This window comes from Ignavibacteriales bacterium (assembly GCA_016214905.1).
GTDB lineage: Bacteria > Bacteroidota > Ignavibacteria > UBA10030 > SZUA-254 > PNNN01.
This window is the reverse complement of record JACRMQ010000006.1, coordinates 674,854-692,076: the sequence shown is the minus strand read 5'-3', so window position 1 is coordinate 692,076 and position 17,223 is coordinate 674,854. Positions and strand designations below refer to the sequence as shown.

16 protein-coding genes are annotated in these 17,223 nt (G+C 41.7%); 9 read left to right on the top strand and 7 right to left on the bottom strand.

Annotated features, from left to right (window positions below):
• Window positions 1–65: 65 nt before the first annotated feature.
• The 6 genes from HZB59_06950 (at window position 66) to HZB59_06925 (ending at window position 5,411) form a co-directional block, all read left to right on the top strand.
• Entirely contained in the window at window positions 66–359 is a 294-nt protein-coding gene (locus tag HZB59_06950) for a hypothetical protein (GenBank protein MBI5021155.1), read from the top strand.
• A 164-nt stretch (window positions 360–523) separates the two neighbouring features.
• Complete coding sequence (locus HZB59_06945) at window positions 524–1,702, top strand: aminotransferase class V-fold PLP-dependent enzyme (GenBank protein MBI5021154.1); 1,179 nt, start codon at window positions 524–526, stop codon at window positions 1,700–1,702.
• Window positions 1,686–2,738, top strand: coding sequence for a radical SAM protein (locus HZB59_06940; protein ID MBI5021153.1), 1,053 nt, complete (start codon window positions 1,686–1,688; stop codon window positions 2,736–2,738). Before HZB59_06945 ends, HZB59_06940 begins: the two co-directional genes overlap by 17 nt.
• 34 nt (window positions 2,739–2,772) lie before the next feature.
• The gene (locus HZB59_06935) at window positions 2,773–3,417 is read left to right on the top strand and encodes a deoxynucleoside kinase (GenBank protein MBI5021152.1); all 645 of its coding nucleotides are present in this window, start codon (window positions 2,773–2,775) and stop codon (window positions 3,415–3,417) included.
• Complete coding sequence (locus HZB59_06930; protein MBI5021151.1) at window positions 3,407–4,588, top strand: hypothetical protein; 1,182 nt, start codon at window positions 3,407–3,409, stop codon at window positions 4,586–4,588. The genes HZB59_06935 and HZB59_06930 overlap by 11 nt, the downstream gene beginning before the upstream one ends.
• 49 nt (window positions 4,589–4,637) lie before the next feature.
• A complete protein-coding gene (locus HZB59_06925; protein MBI5021150.1) occupies window positions 4,638–5,411 on the top strand; it encodes an MBL fold metallo-hydrolase in 774 nt (257 codons plus the stop codon).
• A 40-nt stretch (window positions 5,412–5,451) separates the two neighbouring features.
• Here HZB59_06925 and HZB59_06920 read toward each other — a convergent pair whose 3' ends face one another.
• The 6 genes from HZB59_06920 to HZB59_06895 all read right to left on the bottom strand — a co-directional run bounded on the left by HZB59_06920 (window position 5,452) and on the right by HZB59_06895 (window position 10,720).
• Complete coding sequence (locus HZB59_06920) at window positions 5,452–5,685, bottom strand: hypothetical protein (protein MBI5021149.1); 234 nt, start codon at window positions 5,683–5,685, stop codon at window positions 5,452–5,454.
• Between the two features lie 126 nt (window positions 5,686–5,811).
• A complete protein-coding gene (locus HZB59_06915; GenBank protein ID MBI5021148.1) occupies window positions 5,812–8,850 on the bottom strand; it encodes a type IV secretion system DNA-binding domain-containing protein in 3,039 nt (1,012 codons plus the stop codon).
• Window positions 8,851–8,861: 11 nt separating this feature from the next.
• Entirely contained in the window at window positions 8,862–9,434 is a 573-nt protein-coding gene (locus HZB59_06910) for a hypothetical protein (GenBank protein ID MBI5021147.1), read from the bottom strand.
• Between the two features lie 92 nt (window positions 9,435–9,526).
• The gene (locus tag HZB59_06905; protein ID MBI5021146.1) at window positions 9,527–10,042 is read right to left on the bottom strand and encodes a hypothetical protein; all 516 of its coding nucleotides are present in this window, start codon (window positions 10,040–10,042) and stop codon (window positions 9,527–9,529) included.
• Entirely contained in the window at window positions 10,008–10,247 is a 240-nt protein-coding gene (locus HZB59_06900) for a hypothetical protein (GenBank protein ID MBI5021145.1), read from the bottom strand. Before HZB59_06900 ends, HZB59_06905 begins: the two co-directional genes overlap by 35 nt.
• A gap of 191 nt (window positions 10,248–10,438) precedes the next feature.
• Complete coding sequence (locus tag HZB59_06895) at window positions 10,439–10,720, bottom strand: helix-turn-helix transcriptional regulator (GenBank protein ID MBI5021144.1); 282 nt, start codon at window positions 10,718–10,720, stop codon at window positions 10,439–10,441.
• Between the two features lie 335 nt (window positions 10,721–11,055).
• Between HZB59_06895 and HZB59_06890 the strand changes: the two genes are divergently transcribed.
• From HZB59_06890 to HZB59_06880, 3 genes are all read left to right on the top strand, one after another.
• Window positions 11,056–11,268, top strand: a complete 213-nt coding sequence (locus HZB59_06890; GenBank protein ID MBI5021143.1) for a helix-turn-helix domain-containing protein — start codon at window positions 11,056–11,058, stop codon at window positions 11,266–11,268.
• Window positions 11,269–11,279: 11 nt separating this feature from the next.
• On the top strand, window positions 11,280–12,434 hold the full coding sequence (locus HZB59_06885) for a site-specific integrase (protein MBI5021142.1): 1,155 nt from the start codon (window positions 11,280–11,282) through the stop codon (window positions 12,432–12,434).
• A 242-nt stretch (window positions 12,435–12,676) separates the two neighbouring features.
• Entirely contained in the window at window positions 12,677–12,925 is a 249-nt protein-coding gene (locus tag HZB59_06880) for a helix-turn-helix domain-containing protein (GenBank protein MBI5021141.1), read from the top strand.
• A 24-nt stretch (window positions 12,926–12,949) separates the two neighbouring features.
• On the opposite strand, the gene HZB59_06875 is transcribed toward HZB59_06880, so the two are convergent.
• On the bottom strand, window positions 12,950–17,140 hold the full coding sequence (locus tag HZB59_06875) for an ATP-binding protein (GenBank protein ID MBI5021140.1): 4,191 nt from the start codon (window positions 17,138–17,140) through the stop codon (window positions 12,950–12,952).
• Window positions 17,141–17,223 lie beyond the last annotated feature (83 nt).

The following is a 17,223-nucleotide window of genomic DNA, read 5'->3' as shown; positions in this document are numbered from 1 at the left end:
ACCATGAGTGATAATGTATTTCGACCAATTCAGCTGGTGATTTCATTGAACGATGTTCGATAATTGTGCCGTTTTCATCGACTATACATACGACAATTTATTGGCAATGTAAATCAATACTAGGTGTGCTTGATGCGTGGAAGTTATCAGTGGATTATCGACAATATATTCAAAAACAAATTTATTGGAGAGAACCTTTGAGGAAAAAAGTGCAGAATAGAAATATTTCCCTAACATCAGCATTAACAGGGAGGGTAGCGCCTTATGGTGCATTGTACGAGTGGCAGCATTTATCAATAACACCGCTTGAGTTGGCTCAAATGAAAACGCTCTGTACACTTATTTGTTCGCAAGATTAATCAACGATGTACGTTTTATACAAACTAACAACTTGAATTTCTAATATAGTGACACCAAACAATGAACTAGATAGTTTTTTATCGCACGAATTATGCAGCAAAATCATGTGTGAGTACAATCGTTAGATAGCATAACCCATATACTTAACGCCCAAATGGAAACAATGAAACCAATTAGAGACGAACGCAGACCATTACCAGGCAATTACCCGAGATCGGTTAATATCCCAGTTGCAATGAAGTTGATCAGTAGACTACTCTCGACGGGCTTTTCAGATAAATCGATCCAGGAAGAATTTAAATCCGAAATTATTGAGCGCACACGGCGACAATATGTAGTCCCACTTAGCAATTGCACATCAGCAGGTCATGCAGCATTGTTTGCACTGGGGATTGGACCTGGTGACGAGGTTATATGTCCAGCCATTTCAGACTATGCTACTCTCTTCGCAATAATCGCATTGGGTGGCACTCCTGTGTTCTGTGATGTAGATCCAAATAATGGAAACATTGATCCCATAATATTGTCCAGGAAGATCACATCTCGAACAAAAGCCATTGTTGCCGTTCATTTCTGGGGGATCACGTGTGAAATTGATAGAATCTTGGCAATTGCAAAAAAGCAACATATTCATGTAGTTGAGGATTGTTGTCAAGCACCATTTGCATCATACAAAGAAAAGCTCACCGGATCTTTTGGTGATATTAGCCTCTTTAGTTTCTCCAGCGAAAAGCATTGGGCTGGTGAAACAGGTGCAGTTGCCCTAACAGATTCAAAAAAACTAGCAAACGCCATATCCCTAATGGGTATTCTCAGGGGAGGGAAATACATAAGGAACTTCGGGCGTTCACACTATTTGCTTGGTTACAACTACAGGTGCTCAAAACTCGATATGGCTTTGGCGCTAGCTCAACTGAAAAATCTTTCTTCTGTGATGTCTCGACGCCTTAAAATCGTTCAACATCTTGATGAAGGTCTGCGAGACATTCCTCAACTATATCTTCCAAAATCACCAAATGGCGGACAGAATGTTGCCTGGATGTATCACTTTAGATTATCACCCAAAGTTTTTTGCAATCCCATCCAAATCGTTAGAACAATCAAGTACCTAGGTTTGAGTGATCTTGAGATGGCACGCTATTACTACCTACCTAAAAGTTGTGCCAAAATACTTGGTCTCCAAAGCGCTGTATCAAGATTTGTATGTCCTACGGCATACTCATATTGCCAAAATGCTTATAAATGGACTATTAGCGAAAATTACACTGACGATGATATCCGCGACATAATTCAAATAATTAAAACAGCTATTATATACTATTTACATGCAAAAACCAGATAATATTACCTTTCTTTCTCCTTATAAGGTGTGCCAACATCTTGATCGACTCAAGTGTTGGATGGCAAGAGAATCAGTTTCACCCATCACTGCAAGTTTCGATATGACCTTGCTGTGCTCCCACCATTGTCCGCATTGTCCTTATCGGAAAATCACTATTAAGGAAAGTTTCGCAAAATGGAGTAATATCAAGAAGGCATTAACAAATCTATCAAACGTTGGAATTCGGGGAGTATTATTTACTGGAGGTGGGGAACCACTAGAGAATCCTTTTACACTTAGAGCGATTGAATTTTCGCGATCACTAAATATGGAAACTGCAATTATCACAAATGGATATCACTTGGAACCTCAAATCTCATCTGTTTTGTTACGGAATTGTCAATGGATTAGAATAAGCATCGACTCAGCAACTCCTTCAATATACAGACTAATGCATGGAACACCAGTGGGAATATTTGATAAGATTTTAAATAATATCCGGATACTAGTCGAAAGAAAAAAGATTTATCGTTCGACAACAACATTAGGTATATCAATGTTAACGACCCAACACAATCTTTCTGAAATGGAAGCATTCGTCCACCTTGGAGGTGAGCTCGGTATTGACTATTGTCAATTTCGACCGCCTCAAAATCCTAGCCGAGAAGATAAGGTCGCTCACAAAAAATCTTTGGCAGAAAATATTGAGATATGTTCGTCTTACTCAAATGGTTCTATGCGGGTGATAGCAAGCATCGACAAATACAACAAACTGATGAATAGAGAACAGCGAAACTCAAATTGTTTTGCACCACATTTCGTCATCATGGTCGGCGCTGATGGTAATACATATCTTTGTCCACATCAGCGATACAAAAAGAAGTATTGTACTGGCAGCATTTTAGAGAACGATTGGTTTCAAAGAAGAAACCGACTCCTAAACGCCACCATTCGTATGGTTGGAAATGGAGATTGCCCTTTTTTGTGTAAGTATGACCAACTCAACAAACTTCTTACTACCTTAGACATTAAACCGGAACACTTAAACTTTATTTAGATATCCTATTGCCATATGAATTAGCGAGAGTCAAATGAAAACAGGCCAATCCAAACAAATCCATCTAGTATCTATAATGGGATGTCATGGGGTTGGGAAATCCACGGTTGCCAAAGCCTTGTCAATCAAGTTAGGATTTTCATTACTCCCAAAGACAAAATCTAATCCCTTTTCCAAATCTGCTATTCTTAGTTTTATTCACTACATTGTTGAGCGAAAGAGACAACACGATTTAATATCAAAATACTCCAATGGTGTAGTGACTGATCGATACGGATTTCTTGATACGTCAATTTATGTAGATGTTCTATTGAAGATGGGGTACTGTAACGAAAGAGAACAAGAGCTCTTTGCACGAATTGTTAACAACCTTGAGCCCGTTTGGATTACTCCAACGTATCTCATTATTCTCACATGTTCCAGTAATTTGATTTTACAACGACTTGAAAGACGCAGAAAATCAAGCAGCCGGCATTTTAATCCGTTTGACAAAGATTATGTCCACAATATAAATGAGGCATTTGCCAAATTCGGACAGCATGGAATTCCACCTAGGTTTTTGGCTCCAAGACTTACAGAAAAAATTCACGGAGTAAAAAGACTGATGATTGATACATCTGAACTCTCAATATCGCAGACACTTGACCTCTTGGAGAAGGAATTATATAATGCTACTTAAGAACACGGGAATGAAAGGATTATCAGATTTTTCCAAATTATCTCAGGTACTTCAAACAGAACTAGAGAATTATGAAGTTGTTACTTTAGCAAATGTCGAGCACAAAGATACCATTATTTCGGGATTGGAATGGCTTCTGCAACACCGAAATACTGAAGGTTTTTGGGGGGAACGCAATTTAACATCTACCTCTATGGCAATTATGGTTCTCCAATCGTGGTCAAATATCTCCCTTGCTGATTGTTCCACCGAAATGATCAATGAGAGATGTCGACAATCAGTTCAGTGGATTAGATCATGCTTTGAGTCTGGTTGGGGTCAATTCCCTCGATATTGGATTAGGGGTATATCTCTTTACGCAGTACATAAATCCGGCCTTTTTGACGAATTCTACGAAAAAGAAGCTCGGAGACTCTTCAAAGAAGCATCCGCTAACTTGAGTGCAATCGACCACGAGACCGCTCATCACTATGCAAGAATTATTCGTTTGCTTGATGCAATTGGCATGCATAATGAACGAGATGAACTCTCTACCCCATTCAGCGAGTTCGTAGTTTCAATCGAGAACCCTGCCATATTTTCTCCATACTTCCTAGGTGAAATTGTTATGGGTTGTCGATCGCTAGGCAATTCACAAAGAACGTCTATTGAGGAAAGAGTTCAGAAGATAATTAGAACGCTCGAATCATATGTCGGTACTGCAAAAATTGACAGTTGGTCATTCGTTCCATATTGCGCAGCGTTGATCGCTTTGGGGGAAGAAGAAAAACTAGCAACATCATCCTTGCTCAGAGATACATATTTTAAGATTTTCCGTCAAGGTGGCAGACGAAACGATGGCAGCTTTTATTCAGATGTGCAAAAAACTTGCTGGGCTCTACTAACTCTTCAACGTGTTCGTGAGGTACACAGAATCAGTCTACCATTATACACTTTTCGCTCACGTTTCGTTTCTCATAATGAGAATATCAAAAAAAGTGTGAAAGCAATTAGGTTTTCAATACTTTTGGGACTCGGGTCAACAAGTATGCTTCTACTCATTCTCATTGCTTGGATTATACTTGACCTTTCAAGCCCCCTTCCATCGAATGTGATTGCATGGATAATGGGTGCCTTGGTCATAGCAATAGGTACGAGATCCTTTATTTTGTTAAAACGTCTTTTGCAGTAGGAATCATAGTGCAATAATTCAAAATACTATTAATAATTCAAACGACAATATGGCTACGAAAATAACACTTCTCGGATCACGTGGTTGGATGCCAATCGATGACAGACAAACCATGTGTATCTTGGTTCAAATTAATGACAAAGATTTTCTACTAGACTGCGGAACTGGAATCTCCAGATTCAGATCACCGCAGGTCAAGCAACTGCTGAAATCACAAACTCTTAACATACTGTTTTCGCACTACCATCTTGATCATATCATGGGATTGACTTACTTAACTGGTTTATTTAAGAAAGGAGAACGAAAAATTCGTCTCGTAGGTCCCAGCAATAAAATATTAGATTATGGATTGGGTTATGCGTGTGATCTCATTACCCAACCTCCGATATTTGGTACCCCGCTCAAGAAATTTGATCTTGACATTGAGTTACTAGAATATGATTCATATTCTATTGTGGTTGATGACATCAAGATTTCTTTTCTTAAACAACCTCACAAAGGTGGATCGCTCGCAATTAGATTGGCTGACCAAGTTTGCTATATGACAGATACAGGCATCACTGACCAAGCTGCAAGTTTCGCATATGGGACAAAATGTCTCCTCCACGAATCATGGCTTGTCGATAGAAATGTTCTTTCCGACTATCATGCAACGATATCCCGAGCTATTTCTATCGCCCAAGACGCGAATATTAGACAACTAATTCCTATTCATTTTAGTCAAACCGTTACAGAACGTGAAATACAAAATACGTCAGCATACTCAACATCTCAACTTCAAGTACTTCCTTTAATCGAAGGAATCACCTATACACTGGATTAAATCACTATTGGGCATCACCCACTAATGAGCGAGTGTGCTTTTATGGTTGCGCAATAGTAACTATCTGAACTGGTCTGGTCTTAGTAATATCTGCTATGAGATCTCTAGTGATACCATAAGAGTATGGTTCATCAATCTCTAATTTTTCATTGTTCAAATCGAGAATGGCGATAGATCGAACCTCCTCTTGAGATGCCGATCGGAGAGACGAAGGGTTAAATCTGTTTGGATTGTCGTTTCCTACATGAAGTAGCGGAAGAAGTGTAAAGATCAAGGAAACAATACCAACTATTGTACCGACAGTAGTAAGCTTACTCGGTAATGACCAAGACTTCCATTGTTTTAAAGTAGGTAAAATCTTTCTAACAGAATTCGATTATCTTTTGTACAAAACGCGTATTCACTGTTTTCCTTTTAGACGTTGTATCGACTGTAAAACAACCTGTGCTACCGATTCGCGCTTTTTACTTCGTTCAGATTCACTCATCGATTGATATTCCACCTTCACTCTATACCCTTTCACGCGCTCTTCTTTAATAGCCTGTTGTGCAACCTGCCCCTCAAGATAAACGAAAAGGGCTTCTGGCTCAAAGAACAATATCTTCTCCTGATCGCCACTACTTAGTTTCTTTGTGGTGTAGGTTTTGATCTTGTCCAATTTTTTTCGGTCAGGAGCGCAAACAATGATTTTGTCGTAACCAGCCGAGAGACATTTCTCGATATTGTGAAATTCCTGTTGATCATCTGTCGTGACCGAAACTTCACAGGCTATTTTTTTGCCATTTTGTTCAAGTCCAACATCGATCCTACCCAATCCGTTTGGGGTAGGCTCTTCAATGATCGCATGGAATCCTCGATCTTCAGCCATTCGTTTTATGAGAGCTTGTAAATACCTGTGCTGAGATTGTGTCTTATCCTCAACGGGCTCAGGGGTAATGATAGGTTGTACGGGTTCCGATTGTGTTTCTTGTTCAATTGGTTTTGTTACTTTTTTAATCTCTCTTCTTTCAACACGCGCTTGTAAAGGAACTTGCTCTACAATTGGAGTTTCAATTGTTTCTGTCTCAATCTCTTGATCTTCTTTGGACGTAGCACGCTTATATCCTTCGTGAGATTGTTCAATAATTCTCTTACGTCTTGATTTTCCAGTCTCAGGATTTACGGTTCGTGGTGGAAAGATTTTTAAGTTAAAATCATAGTCTGATTTATCGACTCGGGTGATTGCTTCACCAAGCCCCAAGTTTTGAAGGTCTTGTGATGTAAAGTGAGCAAAACCTTCTTGCAGCTTCTGTGCATCGAAATCTCCTAACCGAAAACAGATCCTTGTTCCTGGGTTAGAGATGACGGAGTTAGCCACACCGGTATCTTGATTGAATATTTGACGCAATTCCTGGTGAGCGAGAATGAGCCCGACACCATATTTGCGGGTACCACTTAATACTCCGGCGAGAGAAGGAGTGATAAAGTTCTGGAATTCGTCGATGTACAAAAAGAACGGTGTTCTATCACTAGCTTTTTGTGACTGCCTTGCCATAGCTCCCTGATGGAGCTTTGAGACAACCAAAGTTCCTAGGAGTGTGGAATTTTCTTCGCCCATCAATCCCTGGGCGAGCTTCACGAGGAGTATTTTCTGGCAATCAAGAATTTCGTCAAAATGGAGTTCGACTTTCGGAGCGACTACTTTCCGAATGATTTTTGGACGCAGGAAAGTATCCAACCTTGTTAGGATGGAACCTAATGTATTACCCCTGAGAATATGGTGTTGTTTTTCCCAGAAGTAACGTATCTCCTCATCAGTGACAATTCTGAGAAACTCTTTTCGAAAATCGTCCTCAAGAAGGAACTTCCGTAAATCTAATAGTGTGCCACCGCGATTGCTTTCAAGAAAAGCTTGAATCGCATTTCCAAGTACAACAGTCATTTGATCGCCCCAACTCGTCGACATTCTCTTGAAAGCTGCGACGAGATCGGAAGCGGCAACGTTTTTTTCCGCTTCTCCTTTGGCCGAAAGAATATTTATGCCAATGGGATTCTCGGCATCGGAAGGATCAAAGAGTACAACATCTTTGAATCTCCTTCCCGGTACGCAAGCAATTACCCGTTCAATCAAATCACCATGTGGATCTATTACAGCTAGTCCATAACCCTGCTCGATGTCTTGGACGATAAGATTGTGAAGCAAAGTAGATTTCCCAGTTCCAGTAGCACCAATAATGTGCATATGATTAAGACGTTGTCGTGTTTCAAGTGAAACCTTGGCAGTCTTTCCTTTGTGGAGGTTTTCACCGAGCACATGGCTATGGCCTTGAGCAGTCGAGGGAACAGGTCGGGTATTTGTGAAGTACCGGAGGAGTTTTGTAGAACGGATCGAACCCGATGGTGGATGAACAATGGCCGCTAGCTCTCGACTATTCAAGAGCATCCCACTCCGATGACTTATACGCTTTACAACATCTACAATGTGTACTTCTGGATCATAAAATTCATTTGTGAGTGGAATGAGTTCATTACTGAGCGGATCTGATAGCTGTAATAATCCACTAGCAAGTCCCCGGGTTATGTTCCATAAACGTTCACGCTCATTACTAATTCCAACTACTCTGATGACAGCTGCGAAGAGAGGATGCTTGGTTTTTTCTCGTGCGAGTTGAAGCATGTCCGGTGCATCGGCGAAAAAGCAACCACCACGGCCATCGGAAACTGACCGTAAAATACTCTCAGTCCATGGAAAACGGGTTGAATGGAATAACACCTGTAACATACCGACTTCGCCTTCTTGGAGGGTTTCTAAAGCCGCTACAAGGCTTATAAGAATATCATGGTCAAGAGAGATGGAAGTCCTAAGTGGGCGCATGAACTCTTCGGATAGACCGAAATCGACCACCAGTGAGTAGTTTGCGTCTACCTGATCGAAAAATTTTGCTTGGTGACTTTCAAGCACAGCACCAGGAAAATATCCTCTCAAAGCCCCTTCAATAGTGGGTTGGTCTCCTTGCCGGCATGTAAATTGATATATAATCTTTTCTCTTGTTCCGAGAATCTCGAAGCTAATCGGTGATCGACACAACGAGAGTGCCACTAAAAACTGTTCTGTTTGGTCCGCTGTTACCTTTTCATCTGGAGGAAGAGCAATACTTATTTCAAATATTTCAGAGTCATCGAAAAACGGTTCGGGGGTAATGAATGAATCCTCATACTGTTCACTTGGTGCCTCTTGTTCACGAGTAGTAGAATTGAAGCCGTCGCGGACGCGTTCGATGAGACCGCTTAGTAAAGTATGTTTGCGTCCGTCATCGATCTGACGAACTCGGGGAGAATATAGCCGAAACGGTTCAAATGGTGGTTCGATCTCGCAAGGAGCGTCCCACACCTGCCATCCTCGACCGCGGTGTTCCCATAAGTAGAACTGTTCGGTCAATTGTTCAGCTACAGAATCCACGAATCACCACTCTACCGTTTAAACAGATCGCGGAGAATCGGTTTCCGTTCCAGTTCACTAAGTGAGCGAAGGCCTTGAGTCTTTGTTGATTGCTCAAGTATTTCAAGAACTGAAGCATGTACGGATTCTTGAAACATGAGTGCGGTATCAATCCGGTAGTACGTGTCTGGTCGGAAAATTCGGATCAAGGCGGGACCTAGAAACGGAATTCGTATAACAATGTTCAGAAATGATCCGATATCCTCACCTAACCACCACGAGATAAAAAATCCTTTGGCAAAAGGGGCCGCACAGATATCAAAAATATGTTCTTTGCGGGTCACCCTCAAGTATTCACGCTTGGCTGAAAGCACCCCGCCTTCGTGATGGTCAACTCGCGAGATTTTGGTATCCGGCAATTTACGTTCATTAATGTTTAACGTAACTGATGTGTAAAAGTGCTGAGATGACAGTTGCAGATTATCAATGAGTTGGTGCCAATGTGAAAAGTTGACGGGACGTCCTTTGGCTGCCTTAACGATGAAATAGATAATGATACCAAGAATTACAAGTAAAAATAATTCATTCGGACCTATAAATGACATAGTAACCTCAAATTGTTATAGTTGTTCCAATTGAAAGTGAGTAAAATTACAGATATTTTTTTTTAGAATCAAGAATATGACTTTCCAGGAAATTAGGGATGAACCGTGTCTTCTCGATTATCAATTTGGTCGATAGACGCATTTGCCAAGGCAACAGATTCGAAGACAACCATGTGGTAAGGTCGTCTCAACAATTTTTCTCGTCCCCACTCTTCAAAAAGGATCGGATACTGTGCGACTATAAATTCTGCCAACTTAGCTTTGCTCACCCGTTTTCCAGGAAGGAGCCATGCCTTGATTTGGTCGAGTGTATACTCATGAACCGTAATTCCATTCTCCTGCAGATATGCCTTTGCTTCAAGTTGAAGTCGATCCAACATCGGAGAGCTTCTAGATGAATGGAATTTTTTTAGGGTTACCGATGTCGGCGAATATGAGTCAACCAAGCGTGACAAGATTGACGTGAGGCGTTGGAATTTTTCGATATAAGTTTTCCCTCGAATTACCCTAAGCCTCCACTCTCTGAGTTCGGTACCAATGATTACTGCTGTACCAACGTAGCGTGAACCGAGGTTAATCCCGATCGTTGTATTGCTTGCTGTGGGCATACTTTTTCAATAAATAAGTAAATAATGCTCCTCGACTTTTTTTAATTCGCTCAGCAGGAACACGAAGCACCTCATCGAGGATTTTTCGAAGAAGGGGTTCGGAGTACTTCCGGGCGTACAATTCGTACAATGAAAGACTCTCAGGGTCATTCAGACTGGATGCAATTTCTTGTGCGATACTTTTTTCTTTGGATCGTAAGTTCATGGTTTGTTGGTTAACCCGCCGCCGGTAACGGCGTTATTAAATAATTATATTTATTTAACGCCGGCGGTATAAATACAAATAAGAATTAGATCGACTTTGTGCACTGACATGGATTTACTTTTTCCTCTTCTCGTCAAGATAAAATGCTTAAAATGTCTTGACACCTCTAATCATTTGGATTATCAGTTGCCTTAGATTCCCCGCCTAGAATATACCTCATTAGCTTTCGCTGTGATCTCTTTCCTGGTTTCATGCATGAGATCAAAAAAGAGTTCTTCCACGTACACCTTATACAAACCAGCAAGTTTGAAGGCATTGACGAGCGTGGGTATAGATGTGCCAGTCTCCCAAGAGGAGATTTTTGAACTGTGCTTAAAGCCCAATATCTCGGCTACAATTTCTGGCTTTAGCCCAGAGGCAATACGACACATTCTTAGTTTGTTTGGGATCTTTTTGTATTGTTTGTATTCCATAATATCAAGATAGTTTCTCGCGACCATCCTTAAAAGACAGGACAATTTGCTTATTCCGACAAATACTCCCGTGTGCAATGAGTCTTCATTTCACAAAAAATATTTAAGCTTAGCCCAAAAAGGTTGTGGAAAAAGGCTGTGGAAATATTGTTGACGGAGTAGTGAAAAAATCCAGTCTTATCAGGTCTTCTGGTTACTTATAAGCTTGAATTAATTTAAGTCTTATGCATATCATTGCTCTCACCCTTTACACAAATCTTAGATGGAGTAAAATAGCTTTGCCTGCGAATAGCATCAAGCTATTGCCCAGTGTTGCTCTTTAACAACTTATAATTATGACTGATTCACACATCGCTGCATCTTCAATTCCAACTCTTCTCACGCCAAAAGAAGCTGCTGTTCTGCTGCGCATCTCAAAGGCAAGCCTTTATCGTTTGGTCGATAGTCGAGTTGTACCATTCCATAGAGTTGGTCGTGGTCTCCGGTTTGCCGATGAAGATATTAAGGCATACCTTGCAAGTAGCCGTGTTGAATCAGTCCGAAGATAATTTTATGTCTTATGAGTACACGCAAAATTCGGAATGCCTGGTGGGTTGACTTCAGGGTTGAAGGCATCCGTTATCGAAAAAAAAGCCCCGAAAACTCTCAAGTGGGTGCGAGAGCATTCGAACTTACTTTACGTCAGAGATTATCCCGTGGGGAATCTATAATGGTGACAAAGAAAGAACAACACCTTCCAACATTCAAGGAGTTTTCAGAACAATGGTATACCACCTATGTTCAAACTAACAATAAAGCTTCAGAGCAGAAATCTAAACGTGTAATGTTAAATGCTCATCTTATTCCATTCTTTGGTCGTGAAAAAATTGATGAAATTACAACTTTGCAGGTGGAAAGATACAAAGCGGAAAAACTCAAGACTGGTCTCTCACCTAAGACGATCAATAACCATTTAATCGTACTTAGAACATCGCTACGCTGTGCTGAAGATTGGATAGGTATTCAACATCGCCCAAATATCAAGCCTCTAACTGTTCCTCCTCAAAAATTTGACTTCTTCAGCCTCGGTGAAAGTGAGATGTTTCTGAATCGCATAAAGGATCCGTTTTGGCACACCATGGTACTTGTTGCTCTGAGGACAGGTTTGAGACTCGGTGAACTTGTGGGTCTCCAGTGGGGTGATATAAACTTTGAGCAACGATTGCTCACAGTACGACGAGCTGCTTTCCGCAAGATAGTGAGCTCGCCAAAAAACAACCGTGTGCGGCATATTCCACTTACACCGAGTGTATGTCAATCGTTATTTGCTTTGGGTCCAAGTGAAGGTTATGTATTTCGGCGACGGACAGCGGGTCCTATGGATCATAAAACGCCGCAATATGCTATTCATAATTGGTGTCGACGAGCAGGAATGAGAAAAATAGGTTGGCACACTTTGAGGCACACATTCGCGTCTCATCTTGCCATGAAAGGAGTTTCAATGAGGGCTATTCAAGAACTCCTTGGACATTCAGATATACATACTACGATGCGGTACGCACACCTTACACCATCAACTCTGCGTGATGCGGTCGCGGTTCTCGAACCCATCACAAAGTCCTCGGAAAAACTTTTTGGGCACTCGGTGGGCAACACTCAAAAAGTGGATAATAAAAAAGAGCTATGTGTAGCTCTTTTCGATGGCTCCGGGGGTGGGACTCGAACCGCAAGATAAAAAAATTAAATAATCGCTACACTTAGCACTAAATAGAAAAGAGGTCACGCAAAACTATTGACTCAGTAGTTATCAAAAACATTAGGAAATTTAAATCCTTCGTCATCTCGCGGGCAACGGGTGGGCAACACTGGTAGAGGTATGAAGGGACAGAAAAGAAGGGATCTGATGACCCCTTCTTTTCATTCTTAATCAACTCACATGGGAATAATTTACTCTTCCGTCAAAGCCATCGATCGACTATGATAAAAGTAAGATCAAGAAATAGATTGCCTTATGAAAGACGCTCAACAACAGACAACTCACAACCTACCCAAGCTCCTGACACCCCTGAAGCAGCTGCTTTTCTTCGCATCTCACGGGCAAGCCTGTATCGCCTCGTTGAGACGAGACAAATACCCTTCTACCACGTTGGCAGAGGGCTCCGCTTCTCTGAAGAGGATCTTCAAACATACCTTTTCCACAATCGGACTGGCCCAATATTGAACTAGTTTTCACTTGAGCTTCTGAGCTGGTTAATGGATTACTGTCTGTAGGAATGGTTTACCTAAACTAATACTGCCGTCTTGCATTAATAAATAGGCGCAGCTGTATTCAGTATAACCAGGTCCGTGATTCATATGACCTGGTATTATCGATTTTTCGCTTAGTAATGTCCAGAGTAGAGAGAGATCATGTCTTTTCAGAAAGTCAAAAAGAAAATTCCTGTTCACTACTAATGCCGATGGACCACCTTCATAAATGCTAGGATCAAAAAAAACTTTCTGTCCTTTCTTATCAACATATCCATCCCTTGCATTCCACCGAAGCTGTAAATCTGAAAAGAAAAGATGTGAGGGCACGGTTAGATTGAATGCCTCGGTTTGATATGCGTCAAAAGAGAAATGAATATTCAATTCATTCGATGTCGGTACAAGATTACATGGAATACCCTTTCTCGAATCCTGCCAAACAGGCTCTTCGTAGATAAATCTAAAGGGTGGTGCCCATGGATATTCTCCAAAGAAACCGTAATGAAGCTCAAATCCCTTTGGCATCCAATCGCCCATAAAATTCTGACCCTGAATCCATTTCCATGCTTTCTTAATATCCTCATTTCTGATAAGAAGAGACCTGAGGTGCATCCACATATTCCTCATCGGATAACCGTCTCTTGATTCCAAGTCCCTCCTCTGCCACGAGAAGTTGCAGTATAAAACTAGAAAATCATTATTAGGAACCAACATTCGTATGTCATCAGGAAAGTCAGCTTCTTTGATCCACTCCTTGTCACCCAAGAGCCTCGGATCAGGGTGGTGATATTCTACTGGTGACCACCATGCGCGGGGTTTTAAAGAAGCATTGCTATCTTTGTCAACAAACGAGGGATCAATATTCCTCTCATCTTGAGTCAAGAGAGGTTTTGCTTTTGAGGTGGCATTCATAGTATCCACTCTCTCGGGGAAAGTGATCGCTAGTCTAGCAGCTAGGCGATAGAGTGAAATCCACTGGTACTTTTTCCCAACTCTTTCTGCCCACTCTGGACGCGATCTTCCGCCACCATACTTACGAAGCAAGTACTTATCGAACTCTGAAATTTCTAAATCTGGACCATAACCCATATCCAGTACATTCTTAAATATCCAGCGACATGCATTGAGGACCGTGACTCCATCACGATTGTATATTCCGATTACACTTGGGACAGTGTAATGCTGGAAATCATCCCCCATGCAACTATGGTAAAGTTTGGGTAATTCCCAATACGTATCCTTGTAGCCTTCAACAAACTTTTCGTCAGGCCATTCAATTATTTGATTACCAGCGTAAGGTGGGATGCATTTTGTGAAGTCTATACTCTTCCCGACGCCAATATACTTAGCGTACTCAATGATCAACCTCGCATAATCGATGATTACGCTGTTAACATACTTCAACCCATTACGAAAGAATTTATCAAAAACAACCGTCGCGATATTTTCAGAGGCATCGCGATCATTGGCTCGAAGTAAAGTACCGTATGCTGCAGCAAGGCAACGTTCGACTACATATTCATCATCAATACACGAAAAACGGTTGATGACCTTGGACCATACCTCAGGCGCTACTTCTCCAATTCGAACCATAGCTTTTGTCGTATAATCCCTTACTCGTCTATCCGACGACGCAGTGAACCAACAAAGGGTAGTAAGCCATAGCTCCACTGTCGTTTTAGACAAGCTACTTAGATCAGTTCTTAGGCCCCAACGAATCAGTCGGTCAACACTCTTTTGTTTGCCATAAGCAAAATGCAGAAAGGGAACCAGCTTTCCATCACGTTTATTCAGTTGGATCGAAGCCAGCGTATCATGCAGCCAAAAAGCATTCAGTGGGTGATCTTCTATTGCAGTGATTGATAACAGGGCTTCGAATACCTGATGAAGCTGCCTTCTATCACCATCCATTATTAACGACCGAAAAAGCGACTGCGCTTCTTCAGTTATCGATTTAGGGTCGCGCCACTCAACGGAACCTATTATCAACGTCTGACTCTCATCCGAGACTGGCATTAGCCTATCAATTTCAATATGATATTTTTCGGGAATCTGAATCGCTAATGCTTCGAGTAAATTACTATATCGATGAATTGCAGAAGAGTCTGAAACGAGGCAATGAAGTTCTCCATCGTTTCCGAATGCGCCTTTAAGTTTATCTACGTCCGGAATGGTCGCTAGGTACTTAGACGCGAGGATATGATCGCCCAAGCGCTCGAAAGCCACCGAGATTGCAGGCACAACTGCATTGCTATCAGAATCATAGACGCGATCCTCCTTTATTAGGTTTTCTCTAAGGAGATGATTGAAAAATGACTTGGACCACTCGTTCGATGGCCATTTGTCCTCAGTAAGTTTCTTTGCAGCGCTCCATTCAAGCCATGCACTATTCTTATTTGCCATTTCACCTATTAGCAATTCCATAGCACTGGCAACTCGATTCTCCCGTTTGTTATAGTCGAGCACAGTGGCCAATTTAGTGTTCTTGGCTTCAAAAAGAAATCTTGACATCGCACCAAATCCTTGGATACCTGAAGGGATTTTAGTTTGCCCAGTGTCTCGGAGAGCCTCGCAGACCAGCTTCAGGAACAGGGGATTTGAATATTCAGGCTGTAGAAGAGGTGAGGAGGGCGGTTCAATCCCATAGAATGTCAAAAACTCAAAGCAAGCCTCAAACTCCACACCCTCAAATCCCTTGTGCTCAACCTCAATGATTTGAAGGTGGGTTGGTATGGTATCTTCAAGGTAACTTGACCGACATGAGACACAGACCTTCAACCACTGATAGCGATTAGTTTGAGTTAAGAAGCTCGCCAGATTCTTCATCCAAAAATCCCTTGGCACCGTTTCGTTAATAGCATCAATGAAGATTATCGTTGGATACCCTGTTGATTCCCCAAGAGCGCTTAGAATATCCAAGAGTTGATCACGCGACAAGCTGCCCGATAAACCCAGCAACTTATTGATTTGTGTCCAAGGCTCCTCATTCGCAAACTGCTCACCGAGGAGCACGATACTTGCAAGCCCACGTTGAAGACGATCCAGTGCAACATCACATATCGTATGTGTCTTGCCTATTCCCGCAGGCCCAGTTAGCAGAAACGACGGAAATAGGGGCAATCTTGGCATAGCACCATCGAGCCATTCAGTGAGCTCTTGGAGTAATGTTAGTATTTCTCTAGCAGTATCGTAGTGCCTAGTTGGAAAAGAGCCTTCATACTCGGCCATGAACTGCTTAAAGCCAACGGAGTCGGCCTTTCCTTTACCGTGCTTAGCTTCAATCTCTTCTTTTGTAATTGAGCGGCAGCGATGTGTTTCTTTATGGGCTTCAGAGATCATACTCGATAGACCCGATATCTGTCCCTCGTTCAAACCATAGTTTTGAGATTCCACAATTATCGCCTTGATCTCTTGTAGTTTCTTAAGCAAGGACTCACCGCTTTCGCGGGCTCTCTCTGGAAAATCTTGTGCACCATTCCAATCGCCTCGATGCAAGCAGTCTTCCCAAGCTTCTATCTTTTTCTCAATTTGTTGCACTTTGCTATGTAAGTTTTCTCGCCATATTGTAGTTCTCCCAAAGGCCTCAAACACTTCTGCGATTATGGTTTTTATGCTTAGTTGGGGTGTGTAACGCGGCCCCACTGTTGCTATAGCATCTTCAATATGTTTCTTGACCCAATCCAGACCAAACTTCTCTAGCTCAAACCAGAAACGAGACCTTCCCCCGGAGACATCGATTCTTGTCAACTCACTAATCAACGTCGACCGATCAACTAGGTTAAACTCAATCTCTCGACCCAATGCTTTTGCTTTACCTTGCCACTCGACTTTGTATTCGCCAAACTTTTCCGAGTCACTCTTGCCTTTTCTTCCTGTGGGTCCAGTCAGATCGAAAGGGATCGCAATAAAATATCGCTTCAAGCGTGGATGGATTTTCAGCATTGTTTCTACAGAACGATCCAGTTGGCTCTTATCAAGTGAGAAGAAGTATTTTGATTGCCAACCCCATTCATCACCATTTGGGAATTGGAAAACACATTCCACTCCACCATCTCCTCCTTGTCCCCGGAACCTCTCGAAAACAGCCTCCGCTGGTATACTTGGAGTTTGTCTTGCAATTTGGCAAACAAACTCTTCAAAACCAGTTCTTCTGTCACCATCAATAGTCCTTATTTCAGTAAGATCGATATTCATAGAGCATCATTCATATTATACAACTAATTGGTATAAATTGATTGTAACATTCTTCTCGGCATATTGCCCGAGAAAAGTCATGC

What these genes read in the sequence shown, in the direction of transcription:
- HZB59_06900 (MBI5021145.1), bottom strand. Translation starts at nt 10,247, where the DNA reads ATGAACTTACGATCCAAAGAAAAAAGTATCGCACAAGAAATTGCATCC.
- HZB59_06935 (MBI5021152.1), top strand. Translation starts at nt 2,773, where the DNA reads ATGAAAACAGGCCAATCCAAACAAATCCATCTAGTATCTATAATGGGA.
- HZB59_06945 (MBI5021154.1), top strand. Translation starts at nt 524, where the DNA reads ATGAAACCAATTAGAGACGAACGCAGACCATTACCAGGCAATTACCCG.
- HZB59_06905 (MBI5021146.1), bottom strand. Translation starts at nt 10,042, where the DNA reads ATGCCCACAGCAAGCAATACAACGATCGGGATTAACCTCGGTTCACGC.
- HZB59_06875 (MBI5021140.1), bottom strand. Translation starts at nt 17,140, where the DNA reads ATGAATATCGATCTTACTGAAATAAGGACTATTGATGGTGACAGAAGA.
- HZB59_06925 (MBI5021150.1), top strand. Translation starts at nt 4,638, where the DNA reads ATGGCTACGAAAATAACACTTCTCGGATCACGTGGTTGGATGCCAATC.
- HZB59_06880 (MBI5021141.1), top strand. Translation starts at nt 12,677, where the DNA reads ATGATAAAAGTAAGATCAAGAAATAGATTGCCTTATGAAAGACGCTCA.
- HZB59_06890 (MBI5021143.1), top strand. Translation starts at nt 11,056, where the DNA reads ATGACTGATTCACACATCGCTGCATCTTCAATTCCAACTCTTCTCACG.
- HZB59_06930 (MBI5021151.1), top strand. Translation starts at nt 3,407, where the DNA reads ATGCTACTTAAGAACACGGGAATGAAAGGATTATCAGATTTTTCCAAA.
- HZB59_06885 (MBI5021142.1), top strand. Translation starts at nt 11,280, where the DNA reads ATGAGTACACGCAAAATTCGGAATGCCTGGTGGGTTGACTTCAGGGTT.
- HZB59_06910 (MBI5021147.1), bottom strand. Translation starts at nt 9,434, where the DNA reads ATGTCATTTATAGGTCCGAATGAATTATTTTTACTTGTAATTCTTGGT.
- HZB59_06895 (MBI5021144.1), bottom strand. Translation starts at nt 10,720, where the DNA reads ATGGAATACAAACAATACAAAAAGATCCCAAACAAACTAAGAATGTGT.
- HZB59_06940 (MBI5021153.1), top strand. Translation starts at nt 1,686, where the DNA reads ATGCAAAAACCAGATAATATTACCTTTCTTTCTCCTTATAAGGTGTGC.